We start from the raw sequence: 21,472 nt of genomic DNA, 5'->3' as shown, positions 1-21,472 counted from the left end.
TCGCGATGCAAGCCGCTACACTGCACGCATGACTTCCGCCGAACACTCCCTGCTGGGCAAGTCCGTCGCGTATCGCGACGAATACGACGCGTCGCTGCTGTTCCCGATTCCGCGCGCGGCCAAGCGCGCCGAGCTCGGCCTGAGCGGCGCATTGCCGTTCCATGGCGTCGACATCTGGAACGCCTACGAGCTGTCCTGGCTCGATCCGCGCGGCAAACCCGTCGTCGCGATCGCCGAGTTCCGCGTGCCGGCGACCTCGCCGAACATCATCGAATCCAAGTCGTTCAAGCTGTATCTGAACACCTTCGCGCAGACGCGGCTCGACGGTGCCGATGCGGTCATGCAGCGGCTGCGTACGGATCTGTCCGCCGCAGCGGGCGCCGCCGTCGGCGTGCGCCTGCAGGCCGCCGCGGACTTCGCGCACGAAGCGCTGCGCGAACTCGACGGCGAGTGCCTGGACGGCATCGACGTCGACATCGCCGACTACGACGCGCCGCGGCCGGACTACCTGCAGGCCGACGCGACCACCGTCGTCGAGGAAACCCTGGTGTCGCACCTGCTCAAGTCCAACTGTCCGGTCACCGGGCAGCCCGACTGGGCCAGCCTGCAGATCCGCTACCGTGGCCCGCGCCTCGATCGCGCCGGCCTGCTGCGCTATCTCGTTTCGTTCCGCCGCCACAGCGATTTCCACGAGCAATGCGTCGAGCGCATCTGGTGTGACCTGCAAGAACGCTGCGCGCCGCACTATCTCGCCGTCTATGCGCGCTACACGCGCCGCGGCGGCCTCGACATCAATCCCTTCCGCAGCAGCGAGGCCGCCGAGTTGCCCGGAAATCCGCGCGGGGCTAGGCAGTAACAACGACGGGCGACGTGGGGATTGGCGCGCTGCACCTGCGGGTCGAACGGCCTGCCCGAGCCGTCAGCTTGCGCAGCCTCGTCGACGACGACTATAGCGGTGGGCCACGCCCGCCGTGAGCTTCCGCGCCACGATCGCCCGGCGGTTCTCATGCCGTTCGGCTTGTCGCGGTGCGTTGCGAGCGTTCTGCAAGGCTTCGACGGCGATAGCAACTCCGACTATCGACGCCGAGCGCTGTCTGCGTCGCGAGTCGGTCGATTTTGCTGCGCCGCCGCTTCCGGCCGTAACGTCGCTTCGCTATCGTTGCAGGCCTGTCGTCCGCAACGAGCCGGCCATGCAGATCAAGCTCAGCAGCATCTTCGTCGAGGACCAGGACAAGGCACTGGATTTCTACACGCGCGTGCTCGGCTTCAAGCCGCATGCGGACATTCCGATGGGCGAGTACCGCTGGCTGACCGTGGTGTCGCCCGACGGCGTCGACGGCGTCGAGCTCGTGCTGGAGCCGATGGCGTTTCCGCCGGCGAAGGTCTACCAGAAGGCGCTGTTCGAGGCCGGCATTCCGGCGACGGCATTCATGTCGCGCGACGTCGCCGCCGAATACGCGCAGCTCAAGGAACGCGGCGTCGTGTTCCATGGCGAACCGCAGAACATGGGCCCGGTGATCCTCGCGAAGTTCGAGGACACCTGCGGCAACCTGATCCATCTCGCGCAGCCGTTGATGTAGGCGGAGCGCGACCGTGGCCGACGAAACGAGTCCGGCTCCGGCCGACGCCGCGGTGCCGCGTGAAGGCGGCTGCGACTGCCGCCGCATCCGCTACCGGCTGACCGCGGCGCCGCTGATCGTGCACTGCTGCCATTGCCGCTGGTGCCAGCGCGAGAGCGGCGCCTCCTTCGCGCTGAACGCGATGATCGAGTCGGATCGCGTCGAAATTCCCGGCGACGAACCCGAGCTCGTCCTGACGCCGTCGGCGAGCGGCCGCGGCCAGCTGATCGCACGCTGCCCGGACTGCCGCGTCGCGGTCTGGAGCCATTACGCCGGCAACGGCCCGCTCATGCGCTTCGTGCGCGTCGGCACCCTGGACGATCCCGATGCGCTGCCGCCGGACGTGCACATCTTCACCGCGTCGAAGCAGCCCTGGGTCGTGCTGCCGCCGGATGCGCCGGCGTTCGCCGAATACTACGAGCGCGAGCGGGTCTGGCGCCCCGAAAGTCTCGCGCGCCGTGCCGCGCTGCTGCCGCGGATCGCGGCGTATCAGGCGCAGCAGCGCGGTTGAGTCCGTCCGCGCTCCGGCGGTTTCGCTGCGCTGCGCGAGCGGGCCGCGGGCCGCGGCGATGTGTGTTTTTTCCGCAAGGCGGCAGCCTGTTTGCGGCCGTGCCGCCTCCTGCGGGCGACGAGGGCGACGGCGACATCCGGCATCCGCCGCGCCCGGATCCGACGCCCTCTTTCGCGACCCGTCGCTTCGGCGGCAAGCGGCCAACTCCACGGTGCCGACAGTTGTCCGGACAGATTCCGGGCCACGAAAAACGGCATAAGCGACAGATTTTGACGAAAAACATCGTCTCGAAACCAGTATCCGTCAAAAAAAACGAAGCCATTTGACACCTCCGGAAGCCGGCGCATAGCGTCGGACCCCATGACGCAGCGCACCAACCACCGCCGGATCGACCGCACCGAGCAGACGCTCGCGACGGTCGGCCTGCGTGCGGTCGCCGCGCGAATTTCGCTCGTACTCGTACTCGTACTTCTTATTACCACCGGAGGTGCGGGTTAGGGCGCGCGTCGATAACACAACGACACGAACACTAAAAAACCCCGCACTTGGAAACGAGTGCGGGGTTTTTTGTTGCCCTGGCCTGCGAAGGCAGACCATGACACCGACAGAATCCCCCGTAGCCAGCATCACCCCGGCCCCTCGCGAACGCGTACGCGTGTTCGACACGACCCTGCGCGACGGCGAGCAGGCGCCCGGTTTCTCGATGACGCGCGCGCAGAAGCTGCGCATCGCCCAGGCGCTGGCCGAGCTCGGCGTCGACATCGTCGAAGCCGGTTTTCCGCAGGCCTCCGACGGCGATTTCGCCTCGGTGCAGGCGATCGCACGCGAGATCCGGAGCGCGACCATCTGCGCCCTCGCGCGCTGCCAGCGCGGCGACATCGAAACCGCCGCGCGCGCGCTGGAGCCCGCCGTGCGCGGCCGCATCCACGTGTTCATCGCCACGAGCCCGCTGCACCGCGAGCACAAGCTCGGCATGAGCCGTGAGCAGGTCGTCGCCGCGGCCGTCGCCGGCGTGCGCCGCGCGAAGGAGCTCTGCGACGACGTGGAGTTTTCCGCCGAAGACGCGATGCGCACCGAGCCGGACTATCTGGCCGAGGTGTTCTCCGCGGTCGTCGAAGCCGGCGCGACGACGTTGAACGTGCCCGACACGGTCGGCTACATCACGCCGGCCGAGATGTTCGAGCGCATAGGTTTCTTGCGGACTCACGTGCGCGGCATCGAGCGCGCCGTGCTGTCGGTGCACTGCCACGACGACCTGGGCATGGCCGTCGCCAACAGCCTCGCCGCGGTCGCCGCCGGCGCGCGCCAGGTCGAATGCACCCTGACCGGCATCGGCGAGCGCGCCGGCAATGCCGCGCTCGAGGAAGTCGCGATGGCGCTGAAGACGCGCGCCGAACTGTTCGGCGTGGACACCGGCCTGCGCACGCCGCGGCTGTACCCGGCCGCGCGGCTGCTGGCCCAGCTGACCGGCCAGCCGATCCCGCGCAACAAGGCCGTCGTCGGCGACAACGCATTCGCGCACGAATCGGGCATCCACCAGCACGGCATGCTCAAGCACCGCGGCACCTACGAAATCATGCGCCCCGAGGACGTCGGCTTCGCGCGCTCGCAGCTCGTGCTCGGCAAGCACAGCGGCCGCCACGCGCTGCGCGAGCGCCTGGCCAGCCTGGGCCATACGCCCGACGAGGCCGCGCTGGATCAGATCTTCACGCGCTTCAAGAGTCTGGCCGACAAGAAGCGCGAAGTATTCGACAGCGACCTCGAAGCGCTGGCCCTCGGCCGCGACGCCGAGGCGCAGGGCCCCTGGCGCATCGTGCACCTGCACGCGGCCTCGCATCTCGGCGGCAGCGCGTCGGCCTCGGTACGGCTGCAGCGCGAGGACGGCGTCATGGCCAGCGAAGCGGCGATCGGCGACGGCCCGGTCGACGCGACCCTGCGCGCGATCGGCCGCGCCGTCGGCCAGGACTTCGAACTCGTCGACTTCCAGATCCGCGCGCTGTCCGAAGGCGGCGACGCACAGGGCCAGGCCACGCTCGGCGTACGCCACGCCGGCCGCGAGCTGCACGGCCGCGGCGTGTCCACCGACATCGTCGAAGCCGCCGCGCTGGCCGCGCTGGAAATCGCCAACCGCATCGAACGCAGCAAACCCGACAAGGCCGCGCGCGCGGCCGCGAACCACGCCTGAGGAAACCGCATGAAGACGCCCGCATACATCTGGCACAACGGCCGCATCAAACCCTGGCAAGAGGCCAATGTCAGCGTCGGCGCGCACGCGCTGCACTACGGCTCGTCGGTGTTCGAAGGCGAACGCGTCTACGCCACCCCGCAGGGCCCGCGGTTCTTCCGCCTGCGCGACCACACCGAGCGCCTGTTCCACTCGGCGCGCGTCTACGACCTCGGCATTGCCTACGACGCCGACGCGATCGACCAGGCCTGCGCCGACGTCGTGCTCGCGAACAAGCTGACCAGCGCGTATCTGCGGCCCATCGTCTACCGCTCGGGCTTCACCTTCAGCCTGGCGCCGCCGCGCGATACCGCCGTCGACGTCGCGGTCATCGCGATCGAGTGGGGCAGCATGCACGGCGCCGCGGCGCTGGAGCAGGGTGTCGACGTCTGCGTGAGCTCGTGGAACCGCGCCGCGCCGAACACCTATCCGAGCGGCGCGAAGGCCGGCGGCAATTATCTGAACAGCCAGCTGATCGCGCGCGAAGCCGTCGACGGCGGCTTCGTCGAAGGCATCGCGCTCGCGCCGGGCGGCCTGCTCAGCGAAGGTGCCGGCGAGAACCTGTTCATCGTGCGCGGCGGCAAGCTGTATACGCCGCCGGCTGGCGCGTCGATCCTCTGCGGCATCACGCGCGACACGGTCATGACCCTCGCGCAGGAACTCGGTTACACCGTGCACGAGCAGCCCATGCCGCGCGAAATGCTGTATTTCGCCGACGAAGTGTTCATGACCGGCACGGCCGCCGAGATCACGCCGGTGCGTTCGGTGGACCGCAAGCCGGTCGGCAGCGGCAAGCCCGGACCGGTCACCAAGGCGCTGCAGCGCATGTTCTTCGGCCTGTTCGACGGCGGCACCGAAGACCGCTGGGGCTGGCTGACGCCGGTGCAGGCGCGCAGCTTCGCCCAGGAGGCCGCGTGATGGCCGCCCGCACCCTGCTGGACAAGCTCTGGGACGCGCACGTCGTCAAGGCGGCTACGGCGTCGACGCCAGGCATCCTCTACGTCGACCTGCACCTGATCCACGAAGTCACGTCGCCGCAAGCCTTCGCCGAGCTGCGCGCGCGCGGTCTCAACGTGCGCTGCCCCGAGCGCACGCTCGCGACGCTCGACCATTCCACGCCGACCGCGCCGTTCGACGACCTCGGCCAGCCGGTCTACGCGAGCGAGGAAGCCGCGGCCCAGGTCGCCGAGCTCGAGAAGAACTGCGCGCAGTTCGGCATCCGCCTGAACGGCTGGAACAGCGATCACCGCGGCATCGTCCACGTGATCGGCCCGGAGCTCGGCGCGACCCAGCCCGGCATGACCATCGTCTGCGGCGACAGCCACACCTCGACGCACGGCGCGTTCGGCGCGCTGGCCTTCGGCATCGGCACGACCGAGGTCGGCCACGTGCTCGCGACGCAGTGCCTGCTGCAGCAGAAACCGAAATCGCTGGCGATCCACGTCGACGGCGAGCTGCCGGCCAACTGCAGCGCCAAGGACCTCGTGCTGCACATCATCGGCCAGATCGGCGTCAACGGCGGCACCGGCCACGTCATCGAGTACCGCGGCCGCGCGATCCAGGCGCTGTCGATGGAACAGCGCATGACGGTGTGCAACATGTCGATCGAAGCCGGCGCGCGCGCCGGCCTGATCGCGCCGGACCAGGTCACCTACGACTACCTGCGCGAGCGCCCGTACGCGCCGCGCGGCGAGGACTGGGACAAGGCCGTGCGCTACTGGAACTCGCTGGCCAGCGATGCCGACGCGAAGTACGACCGGGTCGTGCACGTCGATGCGAGCCGCGTGCGGCCGACGGTCACCTACGGCACGCATCCGGGCATGGTCGTCGCGCTCGACGCGGCGGTGCCGGCGCCGGCCTCGCTGCAGGAGCGCCGCGCACTGGAATACATGCAGGTCGAAGCCGGCAAGCCGCTGGCCGGCACGGCCGTCGACGTGGTGTTCGTCGGCAGCTGCACGAACTCGCGCCTGAGCGACCTGCGCGACGCCGCCGCGGTGCTGCGCGGCCGCTCGCTCGCTCCGCGCGTGCGCATGCTCGTCGTGCCGGGATCGCTCGCGATCAAGCACGAGGCCGAGCGCGAAGGCCTCGATCAGGTCTTCCGCGCCGCCGGCGCCGAATGGCGCGAGCCCGGCTGCTCCATGTGCATTGCAATGAACGGCGACCTGGCCAAGCCCGGCCAGCTCGTCGTCAGCACCTCCAACCGCAATTTCGAGGGCCGCCAGGGCCCCGGCGCGCGCACCGTGCTGGCCAGCCCCGCGGTCGCCGCGGCCTCGGCCGTGGCCGGCTGCGTCGCCGACCCGCAATCCCTGCTGCAGGAACAGGCCGCATGAACCCGATCACGCACATCCGCGCGCGCACCGCCGTGCTCGCGCACGAGAACATCGACACCGACCGCATCATTCCGGCGCGTTTCCTCACGACGACCGAGCGCGCCGGCCTCGGCCGCTACGCGTTCAACGACTGGCGCTATGCGGCCGACGGCCGCGAGAACCCGGCGTTCGAGCTCAACAAGCCGGCCGCGCGCGCCTGCGAGATCCTCGTCGCCGGGCGCAACTTCGGCTGCGGCTCCTCGCGCGAACACGCGCCGTGGGCATTGCTCGACTACGGCATCCGCGCCGTGCTGAGCTCCGAGATCGCCGACATCTTCCGCAACAACGCGCTCAAGAACGGCCTGCTCGCCGTCGTGCTCAGCGAGTCGGAGCACCGCTATCTGCTCGCCCATCCGGGCATCGAGCTCGCGATCGACGTCGCCGCGCAGACCATCGAGCTGCCCGACGGCGGCCGCTTCGGCTTCCAGCTCGATGCGTTCGCCAAACATTGCCTGCTGGCCGGCGTCGACCAGCTCGGCTTCCTGCTCGCTCACAACGACGCGATCGAACGGTTCGAGCGCCGGCGCGGAGAAGCCGCATGAAGGCGCGCATCGCCGTGTTGCCGGGCGACGGCATCGGTCCGGAAGTCACCGCCGCGGCGGTCAGCGTGCTGCGCCACGTCGCCGCGCATCACGGCCACGAGTTCGAGTTCAGCGAGCATGCGATCGGCGGCGGCGCGATCGACGCGCACGGCGATCCGCTGCCGGCCGAGACCCTGATCGTCTGCAAGCAGGCCGACGCCGTGCTGCTGGGCGCCGTCGGCGGACCGCAGTGGTCCGACCCGAAGGCGCGCGTGCGGCCCGAGCAGGGCCTGCTGCGCCTGCGTGCCGAGCTCGGCGTCTTCGCGAACCTGCGGCCGGTGCGCGTGCATCCGCGCCTGGCCGAGCTGTCGCCGCTGAAGAACGAGCGCCTGGCCGGCGTGGATCTGCTGTTCGTGCGCGAGCTGACCGGCGGCGCGTATTTCGGCGCGAAGACGCGCACGCCGGATGCGGCCACCGACGAGACGCGCTACACCACGGCCGAGGTCGAACGCGTTCTGCGCCGCGCGTTCCAGCTCGCGCGCACGCGCGGCCGCCGCGTGACGTCGGTCGACAAGGCGAACGTGCTGGAGACGTCGCGCCTCTGGCGCGAGACCACGCAGCGCGTCGCGCACGAATTCCCCGACGTCGCGCTCGAACACCAGCTCGTCGATTCCATGGCCATGCTGCTGCTGACGCGACCGGCGGCCTACGACGTCATCGTCACCGAGAACCTGTTCGGCGACATCCTGACCGACGAGGCCGCGGCGTTGGCCGGTTCGCTGGGCCTGCTGCCCTCGGCCTCGCTCGGCGACGGCACGCGCGGTCTGTACGAACCGATCCACGGCTCGGCGCCCGACATCGCCGGCCGCGGCGTCGCCAATCCGCTCGGCGCGATCCTGTCCGCGGCCATGCTGCTGCGGCATTCGCTGGGGCTCGAGAACGAAGCCGCCGCGATCGAGCAGGCCGTCGACCGCGTCATCGACGCCGGCCTGCTGACGCGCGATCTCGGCGGCAGCGCCGGCACGCGCGAGAGCACGGCCGCCGTCATCGCCGCATTCGGCGAGCGCGGCGCGGCACAGGAGGCGGCATGAGTGCGTTCAGCACATTGCCGCGCCTCGGCGCCGGTCTCGCGCAATACGCCGGCACAGTGCAGTGGGACAGTTCGCGCGGCAGCGCCGGCGCGCCGTTCCGGCAGACCGCCGCGCCGTTGCGCGGCAGCCGCAAACCGCAACCTTCCACGACCGCTGCGTCCGCTCCGTCCGCAGCGGGCGCGACCCTGACACCCGGCACGGATTCCCCCGCACATGCGCAGTAACGCCATCAAACACGGTCCCGACCGCGCGCCGGCTCGCGCGATGCTGCGCGCAACCGGCCTCGACGACGACGCGATCGCCAGGCCGCTCGTCGCCGTCGTGCACACCTGGTCGAACGTGAGCCCGTGCAACCTCAACCTGCGCGATCTCGCCGCGGCGGCCTGCGACGGCGTGCGCGCCGCCGGTGGCACGCCGATCGAGTTCAACACGATCGCGGTGACCGACGGCATCGCGATGGGCACGCCGGGCATGCGCGCCTCGCTGGTCAGCCGCGAAGTCATCACCGACTCGATCGAGCTGGCCGTCGACGGCCACAGCCTCGACGCGATGGTCGTGCTGTGCGGCTGCGACAAGACGATTCCGGCCGCGGCGATGGCGCTCGCGCGGCTGAACATTCCCGGCGTGGCGCTGTACGGCGGCAGCATCGCCCACGGCCGTCTGGACGGCCGCGCGATCACCGTGCAGGACGTGTTCGAAGCGGTCGGCGCGCACGGCGCCGGCAAGCTGTCGGGCGAAAAACTCTGCCAGGTCGAAAAGCACGCCTGTCCCGGCGCCGGCGCCTGCGGCGGCCAGTACACGGCCAACACCATGGCCATGGTGCTGACCGCGCTCGGCCTGTCGCCGCTCGGTCTCAACGACATCGCCGCGACCGATCCGGCCAAGCGCGACGCGGCGTTCCGCTGCGGCGAGCTCGCGCTGGACTGCTTCAACACGCAGCGCCTGCCGCGCGATCTGCTGACGCCGACCGCGTTTCGCAACGCCGCGCGCCTCGTCGCCGCGACGGCCGGCTCGACCAATGCCGTGCTGCACCTGCTCGCGATCGCGCGCGAAGCCGGCGTGCCGCTGAGCCTCGAAGACTTCGAGAGCGCTTCGCGCGACACGCCGGTCATCGCCGACCTCAAGCCCGGCGGCCGCTATACCGCGGTCGAGCTGACGAACGTCGGCGGCGCGAGCCTCGTCGCGTCGGCGATGCGCGACGGCGGCCTGATCGACGACGCGGCGACGGTGACCGGCCGTTCGCTGTTCGCCGAGCTCGACGCGGCCGCGCCGCAGCTCGCCGGCCAGGACGTCGTGCGGCCGGCCAGCGCGCCGCTGAAGCCGCGCGGCGGCTACTCGATTCTCTACGGCAACGTCGCGCCCGAAGGTTGCGTGCTCAAGCTCGCCGGCCACGGCCGCCTGCGCCACGAAGGGCCCGCGCGCGTGTTCGACAGCGAGGAACAGGCCTTCGCCGCGGTACAGGCCGGCGCGATCAACGTCGGCGACGTCATCGTGATCCGCAACGAAGGACCGGCCGGCGGTCCCGGCATGCGCGAAATGCTCGCGGTCACGGCGGCGCTGGTCGGCCGCGGCCTCGGCAACGACGTCGCGCTGATCACCGACGGCCGCTTCAGCGGCGCGACGCACGGCTTCATGGTCGGCCACATCGCGCCCGAAGCCGCCCGAGGCGGTCCGATCGCACTGTTGCGCGAAGGCGACCGCCTCGTCATCGACGCGCAGGCGCGCACCTTGTCCACCGACGCCGATCTCGATGCGCGCCGCGCCGGCTGGCAGCCGCCGGCCGCGAAGGTCGTCAGCGGCGTGCTCGCGAAATACGCGCGCCTGGTCGGCTCCGCGGCCGAAGGCGCGGTGACGCGTGCCTGATTCCCGTCGCACAGAATCCTTCTCCTGAATTCCACCGTTCCACAACTTCCCGGAGACACCGCATGAGCACGACCGTACCGACCACCGCCGCCCTGCAGTCCGCCCGCGTCGCCGTACTCGGCTACGGCAGCCAGGGACGCGCCCACGCGCTGAACCTCCGCGACTCCGGACTCGACGTCACCGTCGGCGTGCGCCGCGGCGGCCCGTCGTGGGACAAGGCCCGCGCCGACGGCCTCAAGGTCGCCGAACCGGCGGAAGCCGTGAAGAACGCCGATCTCGTCGCCGTGCTGACCCCCGACATGGTGCAGCCGGCGCTGTACGAGGACGCGATCGCGACTAACCTCAAGCCGAACGCGGCGCTGCTGTTCGCGCACGGCTTCAACGTGCAATTCGGCCAGATCCAGCCGCGCGCCGACATCGACGTGATCCTTGTCGCGCCGAAGGGGCCGGGTGCGCTCGTGCGCCGCGAGTACGAGAAGGGCCACGGCGTGCCGTGCATCTACGCGATCCACCAGGACGCGAGCGGCCAGGCCCGCGACAAGGTGCTGGCCTATGCGGCCGGCATCGGCGGCGCGCGCGCGATGCTGATCGAGACGAGCTTCGCCGAGGAGACCGAGACCGACCTGTTCGGCGAGCAGGCCGTGCTCTGCGGCGGCGCGACCGAGCTCGTGCTGGCCGGTTTCGAGACCCTTACCGAAGCCGGCTACCAGCCGGAAATCGCGTACTACGAGGTGCTGCACGAGCTCAAGCTCATCGTCGACCTGCTGCACGAGGGCGGCCTCGCCAAGATGCACCAGTTCATTTCCGAGACCGCGCAGTACGGCGACCTCACGCGCGGCCCGCGCGTCGTCGACGCCGGCACCAAGGCGCGCATGCAGCAGATCCTGACCGAGATCCGCGACGGCACGTTCGCGCGCGAGTGGACCGCGGAATACAAGGCCGGCAACGGCAACTACCGCGCGCTCAAGCAGAAGGATCTCGCGCATCCGATCGAGCAGGTCGGCGCCGGCCTGCGCGCGCGCATGCCCTGGCTGAATCCGGCCCAGCCGGCCGTGACCACGGTGGCGCCGCCGACGGCGGACGCGCCGCTGAAACGGAGTGCCTGACATGGACGGCGGTAGAGACCACCGCAACACTTCGACCGCCGGCGCCGCCGCGGCGCCGGCGCGTGCCGGCACCGTGCGCACCGGCGCGCAGCATCTGCTCGACGCGCTGGAAGCCGAAGGCGTCGACACGATCTTCGGCTATCCGGGCGGCGCGATCATGCCGGTCTACGACGCGCTCGTGGATTCGCCGCTGAAGCACATTCTCGTGCGCCACGAGCAGGGCGCCGCGCTCGCGGCCGACGGCTATGCGCGCGCGAGCGGCCGCGTCGGCGTCTGCCTCGCGACCTCGGGCCCCGGCGCGACCAACCTGCTGACCGGCCTGGCCAACGCCTATCTCGACTCGGTACCGCTGCTCGCGATCACCGGCCAGGTGCCGACGAGCCTGATGGGCACCGACGCGTTCCAGGAAGTCGACGTGTTCGGCATGAGCCTGCCGGTCGTCAAGCACAGCTACATCGTACGCCGCGCCGAGGACGTCCACGCCGTCGTGCGCGAAGCGATCGCGATCGCGACGAGCGGCCGGCCCGGTCCGGTGCTGATCGACCTGCCCAAGGACGTCGCCAACGCGCGCGCGGTCGCGCGGCCCGTGCGCGAGATCGCGACGCGCCTGCCGGCCGCGGCCGAAGCGCGCCTGGCCGAGGCGCATGCGCTGCTCGCGCGCGCGAAGAAGCCGCTGCTCTACGTCGGCGGCGGCGTCGGCATCGCCGGCGCGGAACGCGAGCTGCGCGAGTTCGCGCGGCTGACCGGCATTCCGGCCGTGGCCACCCTGAAAGGACTCGGCGCCTGCGATCCGGACGAGACGCACTACCTCGGCATGCTCGGCATGCACGGTAATCCGGCGGCGAACTTCGCCGTGCAGGAATGCGACCTGCTGCTCGTCGTCGGCGCGCGCTTCGACGACCGCGCGACCGGCCGGCTCGCCTCGTTCGCGCCCGAGGCGCGCGTGATCCACCTCGACGCCGACCAGGCCGAGCTCGGCAAGCTGCGCGCCTGCGACGTCGGCCTCGTCGGCGATCTGCGTGAGATGCTGCCGCGCCTCGTGCATCCGGTCGCGATACGGCCGTGGCAGCGCCGCTGCCGCGTGCTCAAGCAGCAGCACGCCTGGCGCTACGACGCGCCCGGCGAAGGCATCTACGCGCCGGCGCTGCTCAAGCAGCTGTCGGAAGCCGGCGGCAACCGGCTCGTCGTGGCCAGCGACGTCGGCCAGCACCAGATGTGGGTCGCGCAGCACTGGCGCGTGCCGTACACCGCGGCGCACCTGTCCTCGGGCGGCCTCGGCACGATGGGCTTCGGCCTGCCCGCGGCGATCGGCGCGCAGCTCGCGCGTCCGGGAGCGACCGTGGTCTGCGTGTCCGGCGACGGCTCCATCATGATGAACATCCAGGAGCTCGCGACGCTCAAGCGCTACAACATCCCGGTCAAGATCGTGCTGCTGGACAACGCCAGCCTCGGCATGGTGCGGCAGTGGCAGGAGCTGTTCTTCGAGCGCCGCTACAGCGAAGTCGACCTGTCCGACAACCCGGACTTCGCCGAGCTCGCGCGCGCGTTCGGCATCCCGGCGTTCGCGATCGAGCGGCGCGACCAGGTCGACGGCGCCGTGCAGCGCCTGCTGCGCGAGCCGGGCCCGCTGTTCTGCCACGTCAGGATCGACGCGCGCGAGAACGTCTGGCCGCTGGTGCCGCCGGGCAAGTCCAACGGCGAAATGATGGGGTGTGCCGCATGAGTTGCAGCCTGGTGCTCGCGCTGGATCGGGCCGAAGGCGCTCTGCTGCGGGTGCTCGGCACCATAGAACGGCGCGGCTGGGACGTGCTCGCCGTGAACGCGGCCAGCGATGCGCAAGCCTATACGGTGAACCTGACCCTCGGCGGCTCGCGCGATCCCGAGATTCTTTGCCGGCAGTTGCAGAGGCTCGTCGACGTGCAGGAGGTGAGGCTGGTCGGTGAAGCGTGAGCGGCGGCGACCGTCGCACGGCGTCGATGCCTGCAGTGTCGGCGTGTGCGGTTGCGATGCGCTGTGGCCACGGTGTACGTCGATGGCGTGAGGCCGCCTGTCACGCCGAGGCGAGTGTCGCGGCATGGCCGGACCACGCGGGCAGGAAGGCCGCGACGGGACTTGGTCCGGCCTTGCCGGAGGCGGCGGTTACGGCAAGCCCCGTCCCATGCCCTTCCCTTGAAGGGCAGGGGTGGGGATGGGGCTTGCTTCCGGCGGCGACAGGCGTCGAAAACCTTCTCCAGGCCTGCCGGCGGAAAGAAAAAACAAGCGGGCAAGAAGTTTTCGCATCGCTCGGTTTCCCGTTTCGTAGCGACGGCCGGTGCCGCGAAACATTCCAGATCGATTTCCTTTGCGTAGAAACCTTTCATAAATCCCAGGAGAACGTCATGTACCAGCACAGCATTCGAATTAGCCCGGTGTCGTCCGCAGTCCGCGCCCCGTCCTCACCTTGCGAACGCCGCCATGACCTTCTCCGCCTCCGCAGCAAACGCGTATACCGCTGATACCCGCACGACCTTCGCGCTGCCGGTCGAAACCGATCGCGCCGCGCCGCTGCACATCGTCACGCCGCTGCTGCAGACGCGCATCGGCGATCTCCAGGTCGGGCTCAAGCTCGACAACCTGCAGCCGGCCCGCTCGTTCAAACTGCGCGGCATAGGCCTGCTCTGCCAGCACCACGCGGCCCGAGGCGTGCGCCGCTTCGTCTGTTCCTCGGCCGGCAACGCCGGCTACGCGGTGGCCTGGGCCGGCCGCGCGCTCGGCGTTCCGGTGACCGTCGTGATCCCGCAGACCACGCCCGGGTTCATGCGCGCGCGCATACGCGCGCTCGGCGCCGAGCTGCGCTGCGAAGGCGCGGTCTGGGACGAAGCCAACGCGGTCGCCCTGCGTCTGGCCGACGCGGCCGACATTGCGTTCATTCCGCCGTTCGACGATCCGCTGCTCTGGCAGGGTCATGCCTCGCTGGTCGAGGAGCTCGCGCGGCAATGCGCGTCGCCGCCCGATGCGATCCTCGTCGCGGTCGGCGGCGGCGGCCTGCTGCTCGGCGTGCTCGAAGGACTGCGCCGCGTCGGCTGGCAGCGCACGCGCGTGCTCGCGGTCGAGCCGGAAGGTTCGGCGTCGCTCGCGAGCAGCCTGGCCCAGGGCCGCGTCGTCGAGCTCAGCGCACCGCGCAGCCTCGCGACGAGCCTCTGCGTCAAACGCATCGCGCCGGCGCTGATCGACGCCTGCCGCACGGCCGATGTGGTGCCGCTGACGGTCAGCGACGCCGAGGCGACCACGGCCTGCGTGCGCCTGGCCGAGGATCACGGCCAGATGATCGAGCCGGCCTGCGGCGCGGCGCTGGCGCCGCTGTACGCGGGTCATTCGGCGCTGCGCGGTCTGCGCCGCGTCGTCGCCGTGGTCTGCGGCGGCCAGGTGGTGACCCTCGGCGATCTCGCGCGCTGGCAGGGCGAGCAGGGCCTGGCCTGATCGGTTCGCGAGCGGCGGCGGCTCCGACGGCGGTATGCCCGCCGCCGGCGCTGCCCTATGCTTGGATACCTCATCACTGCCGGGGGAGTGCGACGCGTGAACGACGACGCTTACGATCCGGCCGCCGCGCGCCGCGAGATCGCCAACCGCGACCGCCGCCGCGCACTGGAATCGCGCAGCTATCAGCTGACCTTGGCCACGATCGGCATCCTGGCGTATTCCACGTTCGGCTGCGTGATGACCGGCCTGGGCCTGCTCGCGCAGCGGCAGCCGATTCCGCTGGTCATCATCACGGCGATCGGCGCGCTCTACGTGTTCGCGCTCTACCGCACCTGGGCCGCCGACGACCGGCGCATCTGGGTCACGGCCGTGCCGGCGACGATCACCGTGCTGCTGGTGCTGACCGACTATGCGCTCGGCGCGCGGCCGAGCCCGGTGCCGCTGCTGCTGAATCTCGTGCTGCTGGGCCTGATCCCGTGGCGCCGGCAGGTCGCGGCGCAGCTGCAGGCGCTGAAGCCGCCGACCGTCGCGGCGCCAGCGGACGCAGCGGCTGCCGGCGCCGGCAAAGCCGAGTCCTGAGGTCGACGCGCGGGCGGCGATCGTCCGGCGCGGCGGATTGCGGAGGACGTCCGGATCGGCGGCCTGGCGCTCTTCGTCCTCGCGGACGGGCGGCCGGCGGAAGTGCGGACTTGCGGTAAGGGCGCTTTTTCCGATACGTGGCTGCGCCGTCGTTCGCTGCCGACGATGAGGCGCTTGTCGTTGAAATCGGCGACGTAAATTCAACGATATCGGCCGGCCTGGTCGTTGTCCCCCGGGGCCTGCCGACGCAAGGGAGCAGCAGCCCCATTCCGCCGTGCGACGCAACCGCTTCACGCGGACGACGAGATCGTCGTCGCGTCACGGCACATGGTCGGCGTCGCCGTCGCGGCAACGGCCGGTGCCGTCGGTGTCGTCGAGCGGCAGCGCCGCGGACGGCGCCCCCGCGCCGACTGCGGCGCGATAGCCGATCGGCTCCGTTCGCGAATTGGCGCCGCCGGCGCGTGTCCGGCGCCGCCGGCCTCGGGCTACACTCCGCCGCCCACCCGCACGAGGTAGACCGATGCTCGCAAGTCTTGGTGCTGCCCTGCTGTCGCTGGTGCCGGCGGCGGCCGGCAGCGACACCTTGCAATGGGGCGAACTGGAATTCCGGCGCTGCGAGCTCGGCCAGCCGCGCTCGGCCGCGACGACGGCGGCCTGGTGCGCCGAGTTCTCGCAGCCCGAAGATCGCGCGCAGCCGCAGGGCCGGCGCATCGCGTTCCGGCTCGCCCTGATCAAGAGCGACGCGGCGGAAGTCCGCAGCGATCCGCTCGTGCTGCTGGCCGGCGGTCCGGGACAGGCGGCGACCGAGTCCTGGCCGCAGGTCGCCGGCGCGTTCGCGCAGGCGCGGCGGTCGCGGCACGTGATCTTGCTCGACCAGCGCGGCACCGGCGGCTCCAACGCGCTGCGCTGCGAAGCCGGGGAAACCCCGGCCGACGCGGTCGATGCCGCGCAGCAGCAGACCGCCGACGTGGCCGGCGCGCGCAAGCTGGCGCAGGACTGCCTGGCCCGCGTGCGCGACAAGGCCGATCCCGCGCTGTACACGACCAGCGACGCGGTCGAGGATCTCGAAGCGCTGCGCCAGGCCCTCGGCAAGGTGCAGTACAACCTCGTCGGCATCTCCTACGGCACGCGCGTCGCGCAGCAGTACGCGCGGCGTCATCCCGACGGCGTGCGCAGTCTCGTGCTCGACGGCGTGGCGCCGAATGAAATGGTGCTCGGCGAGGATTTCGCCCGGTCGCTGGACCAGGCGCTGCGCGCGCGGTTCGCGCTTTGCGACGCGGCAACCGCCTGCCGGGAGCGTTTCGGCGACGTCTACAAGGATCTCTACGCCTTGCGCGCGCGGCTGCGGCAGCAGCCGCAGCCGGTCAGCCTGCGCGATCCGCAGAGTTTCGCGCCGCTGCACCACGAGCTCGACGCCGACACCTTCGCCGGCCTCGTGCGGCTGTATGCGTACGCGCCCGAGACCGCGGCGCTGCTGCCGCTCGCGATCCACGAGGCCGCGATCGGCAACGCGGCGCCGCTGATGGGCCAGGCCAGCCTGATCACGGCCGATCTCGGCGCGACCCTGACCTCGGGCATGGGCCTGTCGGTGATCTGCGCCGAAGACGCCGACCTGCTGCAGCCGCGGCCCGAGGACCGGGAGCTGATCCTCGGCGGCGATTTCGTCGAGGCGATCAAGGCGCAGTGCGAGGTCTGGCCGCGCGGCCGGCGGCCGGCGGATTTCCACGAGCCGCTGCGTTCGGACCTGCCGACCCTGCTGCTGTCGGGCCAGTACGATCCGGTCACGCCGCCGCGCTACGCCGAGCAGGTCGCCAAGAGCCTGAGCCGCGCGCGCCACCTCGTCGCGCCGGGGCAGGGGCACAACGTCATCGGCCGGGGCTGCGTGCCGCGCCTGTTCGCGCGCTTTGTCGACACGCTGGAGACGGACAAGCTCGACGCGGGCTGCATCGCCGAGATGGGCGCGACGCCGTTCTTCCTCGACTACAACGGAGCCAGCCCATGATCGAGGCCGACGATCTGCACAAATCCTTCGGCGCTGTGCGCGCCGTCGCCGGCGTCAGCTTCGTCGCCCGCGACGGCGAGATCACCGGCCTGCTCGGCCCCAACGGCGCCGGAAAGACCACGACCCTGCGCATGCTCTACACGCTGATGACGCCCGACCGCGGCAGCGTGCGCGTCGACGGCATCGACGCGGCGCGCGACGCCGACGCCGTGCGCCGCCGCCTCGGCGTGCTGCCCGACGCGCGCGGCCTGTACAAGCGCCTGACCGCGCGCGAGAACATCGAATACTTCGCGCGCCTGCAGGGGCTCGACGCGGCGACGACGGCGGCGCGCTGCGAACGCCTGATCGCTGCGCTCGAGATGCAGGACATCGCCGCGCGGCGCAGCGAGGGCTTTTCGCAGGGCCAGCGCGTGAAGACCGCGATCGCGCGCGCGCTCGTGCACGATCCGCGCAACGTCATCCTCGACGAGCCGACCAACGGCCTCGACGTCATGGCCACGCGCGCGATGCGCCGCTTCCTGCTCGGCCTGCGCGACGAAGGACGCTGCGTGCTGTTCTCCAGCCACATCATGCAGGAAGTGGCCGCGCTCTGCGACCGCATCGTCGTCATCGCCGGCGGCCGCGTCGTCGCGGCCGGCACGGCCGACGAGCTGCGCGCGCAGACCGGCGAAAGCAATCTCGAGGACGCGTTCGTGCGCGTGATCGGCAGCGACGAGGGACTGGCCGCATGAATGCCGCGATCGTCGTATTCCTCAAGGAAGTCATCGAGAACCTGCGCGACCGGCGCACGGTCATGAACGCGCTGCTGGTCGGCCCGCTGCTCGGTCCGCTGCTGTTCGCCGGACTGACCTCGGTGATGATCTCGCGCGAACTCGACCGCGGCGAGAAGCCGATCGAGGTGTCCGTCGTCGGCGCCGAGAACGCGCCGAACCTCGTCGAGTTTCTCAAGCAGAACGGCGTCAGGCCGAAGCCGCCGGTCGATGACCCCGAGGCGCGCGTGCGCGCGCAGGACGAGGACATGGTGCTGCGCATTCCGGCCAGCTACGGCGAGGCCTGGCGCGCCGGACGCACGGCCCAGGTCGAGCTGCTGTACGACTCCTCGCAGCGCGACTCGGCCACGCCGGTCGACCGGCTGCGCGGGCTGCTGCAGGCCTATTCGGGCCAGAACGGCGCGATGCGGCTGATGGCGCGCGGCCTGTCGCCGGCCGTGGCCTCGCCGCTGGTCGTCGCGGCGCGCGACCAGTCCACGCCGCAGAGCCGCAGCGCGCTGCTGTTCGCGATGCTGCCGTATTTCCTGATCCTCGCCGCGTTCATGGGCGGCATGTATCTCGCGATCGATACGACGGCCGGCGAGCGCGAGCGCCAGTCGCTCGAGCCGCTGTTCGTCAATCCGGTCGCGCGCTCGCGCATCCTCGCCGGCAAGCTCGCCGCGACGGTCGCGTTCGCGATGGCGAGCCTGACCCTGTCGCTGATCGCGTTCGGCATCGCCGGCGGCTACATACCGACCGCGCGCATCGGTATGGTGCTGGACTTCGGCCCGCGCTTCGCCGCGATCGCGCTGCTCGTGATGCTGCCGCTCGTGCTGCTCGCGAGCTGCCTGCAGACCCTGATCGCCGCATTCGCGAAGAGCTACCGCGAAGCGCAGACCTACCTGTCGCTGCTGCTGCTCGTGCCGATGCTGCCGTCGGCCATGCTCGCGGTGCTGCCGCTGAAGGCGCAGGGCTGGATGTTCGCCGTGCCGCTGCTGAGCCAGCACCTGATCGTCACGCGGCTCGTGCGCGCCGAGGCGGTGACCGCGGCGCAGCTGCTGCTGTGCCTCGGCTGCGGCATCGCCGCGGCCGCCGTCTCCGCCTGGATCACGGCGCGCGTCTACCGTTCCGAGCGGCTCGCGATCTCGGGCTGATCCCGCCGGCGGGTGCCGTTCGCCGGCGCCCGCGCGGCACGGATCCGCGAATTTCCCGGCCGGCGGCGATCGGCCGGATGTCCCGCTCCGCACGAAAATACGAATGCCGGCGTACGTTCAGGCTCGTGATTCGCCGCCGCCGCCGCGGGCTTGGGGGATTTTCGCGATCCGCGCGTCCTGGATTCTGTGTGCCGCCTGCGGCGAGCCGATGACTCGTCGAGCCGCCGGGACGGTGCTGCGAATCTAATAGTTGACAAGTAAACAAAGCGGGTTGGCCGTCTCCGTCGAATCGAGGGGCCGGTGAACGCGTGCCGTGCGTTCGGCGCGGCAGCGGCCGCAGGTCGGCACCGCGCGCATCGACGTCGCCGCGGCGCCGTCGGGAAATGCAGCAGGACGCAGGGACGACGCAGCGGATGCCGCCGCGTCGTTCCGGGAGCAGGGGAATGCCGAGAGGATTGCAGGGAATGCTGTTCGTCGCCGGACTGTCGGCCGCCTCCGCGGCGCCGGCCGTGCTGCTCGGACAGCGCGATCAGGGTCAGGCGCTGATCTTTCCGTACTACAGCGCGAACGCGGGCAACAGCACCGTGCTGACCTTGAGCAACAACGGCGAGCGCGGCAAGGTCGTGCAGCTGCGCGTGGCCGAGGGCGAGATCGGCGAGACCGCGCTCGTGACCAACGTCTACCTGGCCGGCCGCGACAGCTGGAGCGCGGCCATCGCGCGCGCCGGCGCCGGCGTCGTGCTGCTCAGCGACGATGCGAGCTGCGTGTTGCCGGCCTTGTCGCAGGCTTCGCCGCAGCAACCAGGCCGACGCCTGCAGCCGCTGCTCGTCGACGCCGCGCCGGGCAACTCGCCCATGATCGAGCGCACGGCCGAGGGCTGGATCGAGGCGATCGAGGTCGCGAGCATCGTGCCGAACACGGCCACCGATCGCGCGACCGGCAACGCCGGCGGCCAAGGTCGCGACTGCGCGGCGCTGGCCGCGGCCTGGACCGCGCCCGGCGGCTACTGGGCCGGCCAGCCGTTGCGCGATCTGGCCAATCCGCGCGGCGGTCTGAGCGGCTATGCCGCCGTGATCAACGTCGCCGCCGGCACGTTCTTCGGCGCGGCGGCCGTCGCGCTCGATGAGTTCCGCACCGATCCCGACGACCGTCCGCGCGGCAGCATAGCGAGCGTCGTGCGCCATTTCCTGCCGACGCCGCAGCAGTCGCTGAGCCTCGCCGACGCGCTCAGCGGTCCGCAGGAGCGTTCGGTCAATGCCGACGTCGTCGTCGACGACCGCCGAGTGACGTTGAGCTATCCGCTCGAGCGCGCGGTCGACGCGGTCAGCGCGGTGCTCGCGGCCAGCGAAGTCAGCGCGGACTTCGACACGCGCAGCGCGCTCGGCGCGACGACCTCGTTCGTGCAGACGTTTCCGACCAAGCGCTTCTATACCAATCCGGCCCTGCTGCCGCCCGGCACGACCGCGCCGCTGCCGCCGTTCCGCACCATGTACAACGCGCGTGCGCCGCTGTCGGTCGTCGAGCGCGAGTGGGTGCTGATCAGCGACCGCGAAGGCCGGGCGCTGCTCGACAGCGGCGGCGCGCAGTTCGGCGGCTGCGAGACCAGCGCGCATCATCCAGCGACGGCGCTGGCCGTCGTCGTGCCCGGCGGCGGCGCGCCCGATGCGCTGCTGGCCTCGCGCTATCACGGCAACATGGCCACGTTCTGCGGCCCGACCGCGGGCATGGCGCCGGACCAGGCCGGGCTGGTCACCTTGAAGCTCGGCCAGCCGACGTTCGGCAACGGCCCGGTCGCGCTGCGGCCCTCGCGCGAAGGATTGCGCTTGCTCGGGCTGCCGCTGATCGCGCTGCGGCTGATCAACTACGTCAACACCGGTGCGCAGCAGGGCGTGCTCGCGAACTATTCCTCGGCTCTGCCGCTCGCCGCGTCGGCGCAGTGCGTCGACGGCACGGGCCAGTCCTGCACGCCGTGAACGGCCGGCTCAGCGCGACTGCCGGCGCGTGCAGTCGGCGCGCCATTGCGCGAAGTCCTCGGCGGTGCCGGGACGCGTCGCGACGCTGATCGCCGCGGGCGCAGCCAGCGCCTGTTCCAGTTCGGCGGCGGCGCCGGGCTTGCCGAGCACGCACTCGGCATAGGCCAGCGCCGCGCGCTCCTGCGCGGTGCTGCGCCGGTCGCGCTGCGGCGTTTGCGCGCGCTCGGCCAGCACCTCGCGCAGCTCGTCCGC

Annotated in this window: 20 protein-coding genes; 19 read left to right on the top strand and 1 reads right to left on the bottom strand. The window is 71.1% G+C overall.

Features of this window, described 5'->3' with window-relative positions:
- Positions 1-28: 28 nt before the first annotated feature.
- The 19 genes from queF to NON22_RS02180 all read left to right on the top strand — a co-directional run bounded on the left by queF (position 29) and on the right by NON22_RS02180 (position 21,220).
- The gene (queF, locus tag NON22_RS02270; RefSeq protein WP_257385275.1) at positions 29-856 is read left to right on the top strand and encodes an NADPH-dependent 7-cyano-7-deazaguanine reductase QueF; all 828 of its coding nucleotides are present in this window, start codon (positions 29-31) and stop codon (positions 854-856) included.
- 334 nt (positions 857-1,190) lie between these two features.
- Positions 1,191-1,580, top strand: coding sequence for a VOC family protein (locus tag NON22_RS02265; RefSeq protein ID WP_257385274.1), 390 nt, complete (start codon positions 1,191-1,193; stop codon positions 1,578-1,580).
- Positions 1,581-1,593: 13 nt separating this feature from the next.
- Positions 1,594-2,130, top strand: a complete 537-nt coding sequence (locus NON22_RS02260; RefSeq protein ID WP_257385273.1) for a GFA family protein — start codon at positions 1,594-1,596, stop codon at positions 2,128-2,130.
- A gap of 62 nt (positions 2,131-2,192) precedes the next feature.
- On the top strand, positions 2,193-2,456 hold the full coding sequence (locus tag NON22_RS02255; RefSeq protein WP_257385272.1) for a hypothetical protein: 264 nt from the start codon (positions 2,193-2,195) through the stop codon (positions 2,454-2,456).
- Between the two features lie 269 nt (positions 2,457-2,725).
- A complete protein-coding gene (locus NON22_RS02250; protein WP_257385271.1) occupies positions 2,726-4,315 on the top strand; it encodes a 2-isopropylmalate synthase in 1,590 nt (529 codons plus the stop codon).
- Between the two features lie 9 nt (positions 4,316-4,324).
- Positions 4,325-5,272 (top strand): branched-chain amino acid transaminase, encoded by a 948-nt coding sequence (locus NON22_RS02245; RefSeq protein ID WP_257385270.1) that lies wholly within the window; start codon positions 4,325-4,327, stop codon positions 5,270-5,272.
- Positions 5,272-6,684 carry a 3-isopropylmalate dehydratase large subunit gene (gene leuC / locus NON22_RS02240; protein ID WP_257385269.1) on the top strand — a complete coding sequence of 471 codons (1,413 nt, stop codon included), beginning with the start codon at positions 5,272-5,274 and terminating at the stop codon, positions 6,682-6,684. Before NON22_RS02245 ends, leuC begins: the two co-directional genes overlap by 1 nt.
- Complete coding sequence (gene leuD / locus NON22_RS02235) at positions 6,681-7,265, top strand: 3-isopropylmalate dehydratase small subunit (RefSeq protein WP_257385268.1); 585 nt, start codon at positions 6,681-6,683, stop codon at positions 7,263-7,265. Before leuC ends, leuD begins: the two co-directional genes overlap by 4 nt.
- Positions 7,262-8,335: a 3-isopropylmalate dehydrogenase gene (gene leuB / locus NON22_RS02230; protein WP_257385267.1), complete on the top strand. Its 1,074-nt coding sequence runs from the start codon at positions 7,262-7,264 to the stop codon at positions 8,333-8,335. Before leuD ends, leuB begins: the two co-directional genes overlap by 4 nt.
- Positions 8,336-8,548: 213 nt before the next feature.
- Positions 8,549-10,198, top strand: coding sequence for a dihydroxy-acid dehydratase (gene ilvD / locus NON22_RS02225; RefSeq protein ID WP_257385266.1), 1,650 nt, complete (start codon positions 8,549-8,551; stop codon positions 10,196-10,198).
- A gap of 62 nt (positions 10,199-10,260) precedes the next feature.
- Positions 10,261-11,304 carry a ketol-acid reductoisomerase gene (gene ilvC, locus NON22_RS02220; RefSeq protein WP_257385265.1) on the top strand — a complete coding sequence of 348 codons (1,044 nt, stop codon included), beginning with the start codon at positions 10,261-10,263 and terminating at the stop codon, positions 11,302-11,304.
- A 1-nt stretch (position 11,305) separates the two neighbouring features.
- Positions 11,306-13,027 (top strand): acetolactate synthase 2 catalytic subunit, encoded by a 1,722-nt coding sequence (ilvG, locus tag NON22_RS02215; RefSeq protein WP_257385264.1) that lies wholly within the window; start codon positions 11,306-11,308, stop codon positions 13,025-13,027.
- The gene (locus NON22_RS02210) at positions 13,024-13,254 is read left to right on the top strand and encodes an ACT domain-containing protein (protein WP_257385263.1); all 231 of its coding nucleotides are present in this window, start codon (positions 13,024-13,026) and stop codon (positions 13,252-13,254) included. Before ilvG ends, NON22_RS02210 begins: the two co-directional genes overlap by 4 nt.
- A 504-nt stretch (positions 13,255-13,758) precedes the next feature.
- A complete protein-coding gene (locus NON22_RS02205; RefSeq protein ID WP_257385262.1) occupies positions 13,759-14,763 on the top strand; it encodes a pyridoxal-phosphate dependent enzyme in 1,005 nt (334 codons plus the stop codon).
- Between the two features lie 96 nt (positions 14,764-14,859).
- Complete coding sequence (locus tag NON22_RS02200; protein WP_257385261.1) at positions 14,860-15,342, top strand: hypothetical protein; 483 nt, start codon at positions 14,860-14,862, stop codon at positions 15,340-15,342.
- A gap of 520 nt (positions 15,343-15,862) precedes the next feature.
- The gene (locus NON22_RS02195; protein ID WP_257385260.1) at positions 15,863-17,344 is read left to right on the top strand and encodes an alpha/beta hydrolase; all 1,482 of its coding nucleotides are present in this window, start codon (positions 15,863-15,865) and stop codon (positions 17,342-17,344) included.
- Positions 17,341-18,075 (top strand): ABC transporter ATP-binding protein, encoded by a 735-nt coding sequence (locus tag NON22_RS02190; protein ID WP_257385259.1) that lies wholly within the window; start codon positions 17,341-17,343, stop codon positions 18,073-18,075. Before NON22_RS02195 ends, NON22_RS02190 begins: the two co-directional genes overlap by 4 nt.
- Entirely contained in the window at positions 18,072-19,247 is a 1,176-nt protein-coding gene (locus NON22_RS02185) for an ABC transporter permease (protein ID WP_257385258.1), read from the top strand. Before NON22_RS02190 ends, NON22_RS02185 begins: the two co-directional genes overlap by 4 nt.
- A gap of 464 nt (positions 19,248-19,711) precedes the next feature.
- The gene (locus NON22_RS02180) at positions 19,712-21,220 is read left to right on the top strand and encodes a hypothetical protein (protein ID WP_257385257.1); all 1,509 of its coding nucleotides are present in this window, start codon (positions 19,712-19,714) and stop codon (positions 21,218-21,220) included.
- A 9-nt stretch (positions 21,221-21,229) separates the two neighbouring features.
- Here the strand turns inward: NON22_RS02180 and NON22_RS02175 are convergent.
- Positions 21,230-21,472 (bottom strand): hypothetical protein (locus NON22_RS02175; protein ID WP_257385256.1); only part of this gene is annotated, 243 nt, incomplete at its 5' end.

The organism is Tahibacter caeni (genome assembly GCF_024609805.1).
GTDB classification, from domain to species: Bacteria; Pseudomonadota; Gammaproteobacteria; order Xanthomonadales; family Rhodanobacteraceae; genus Tahibacter; species Tahibacter caeni.
This window is presented reverse-complemented; position numbering and strand designations above follow the sequence as displayed.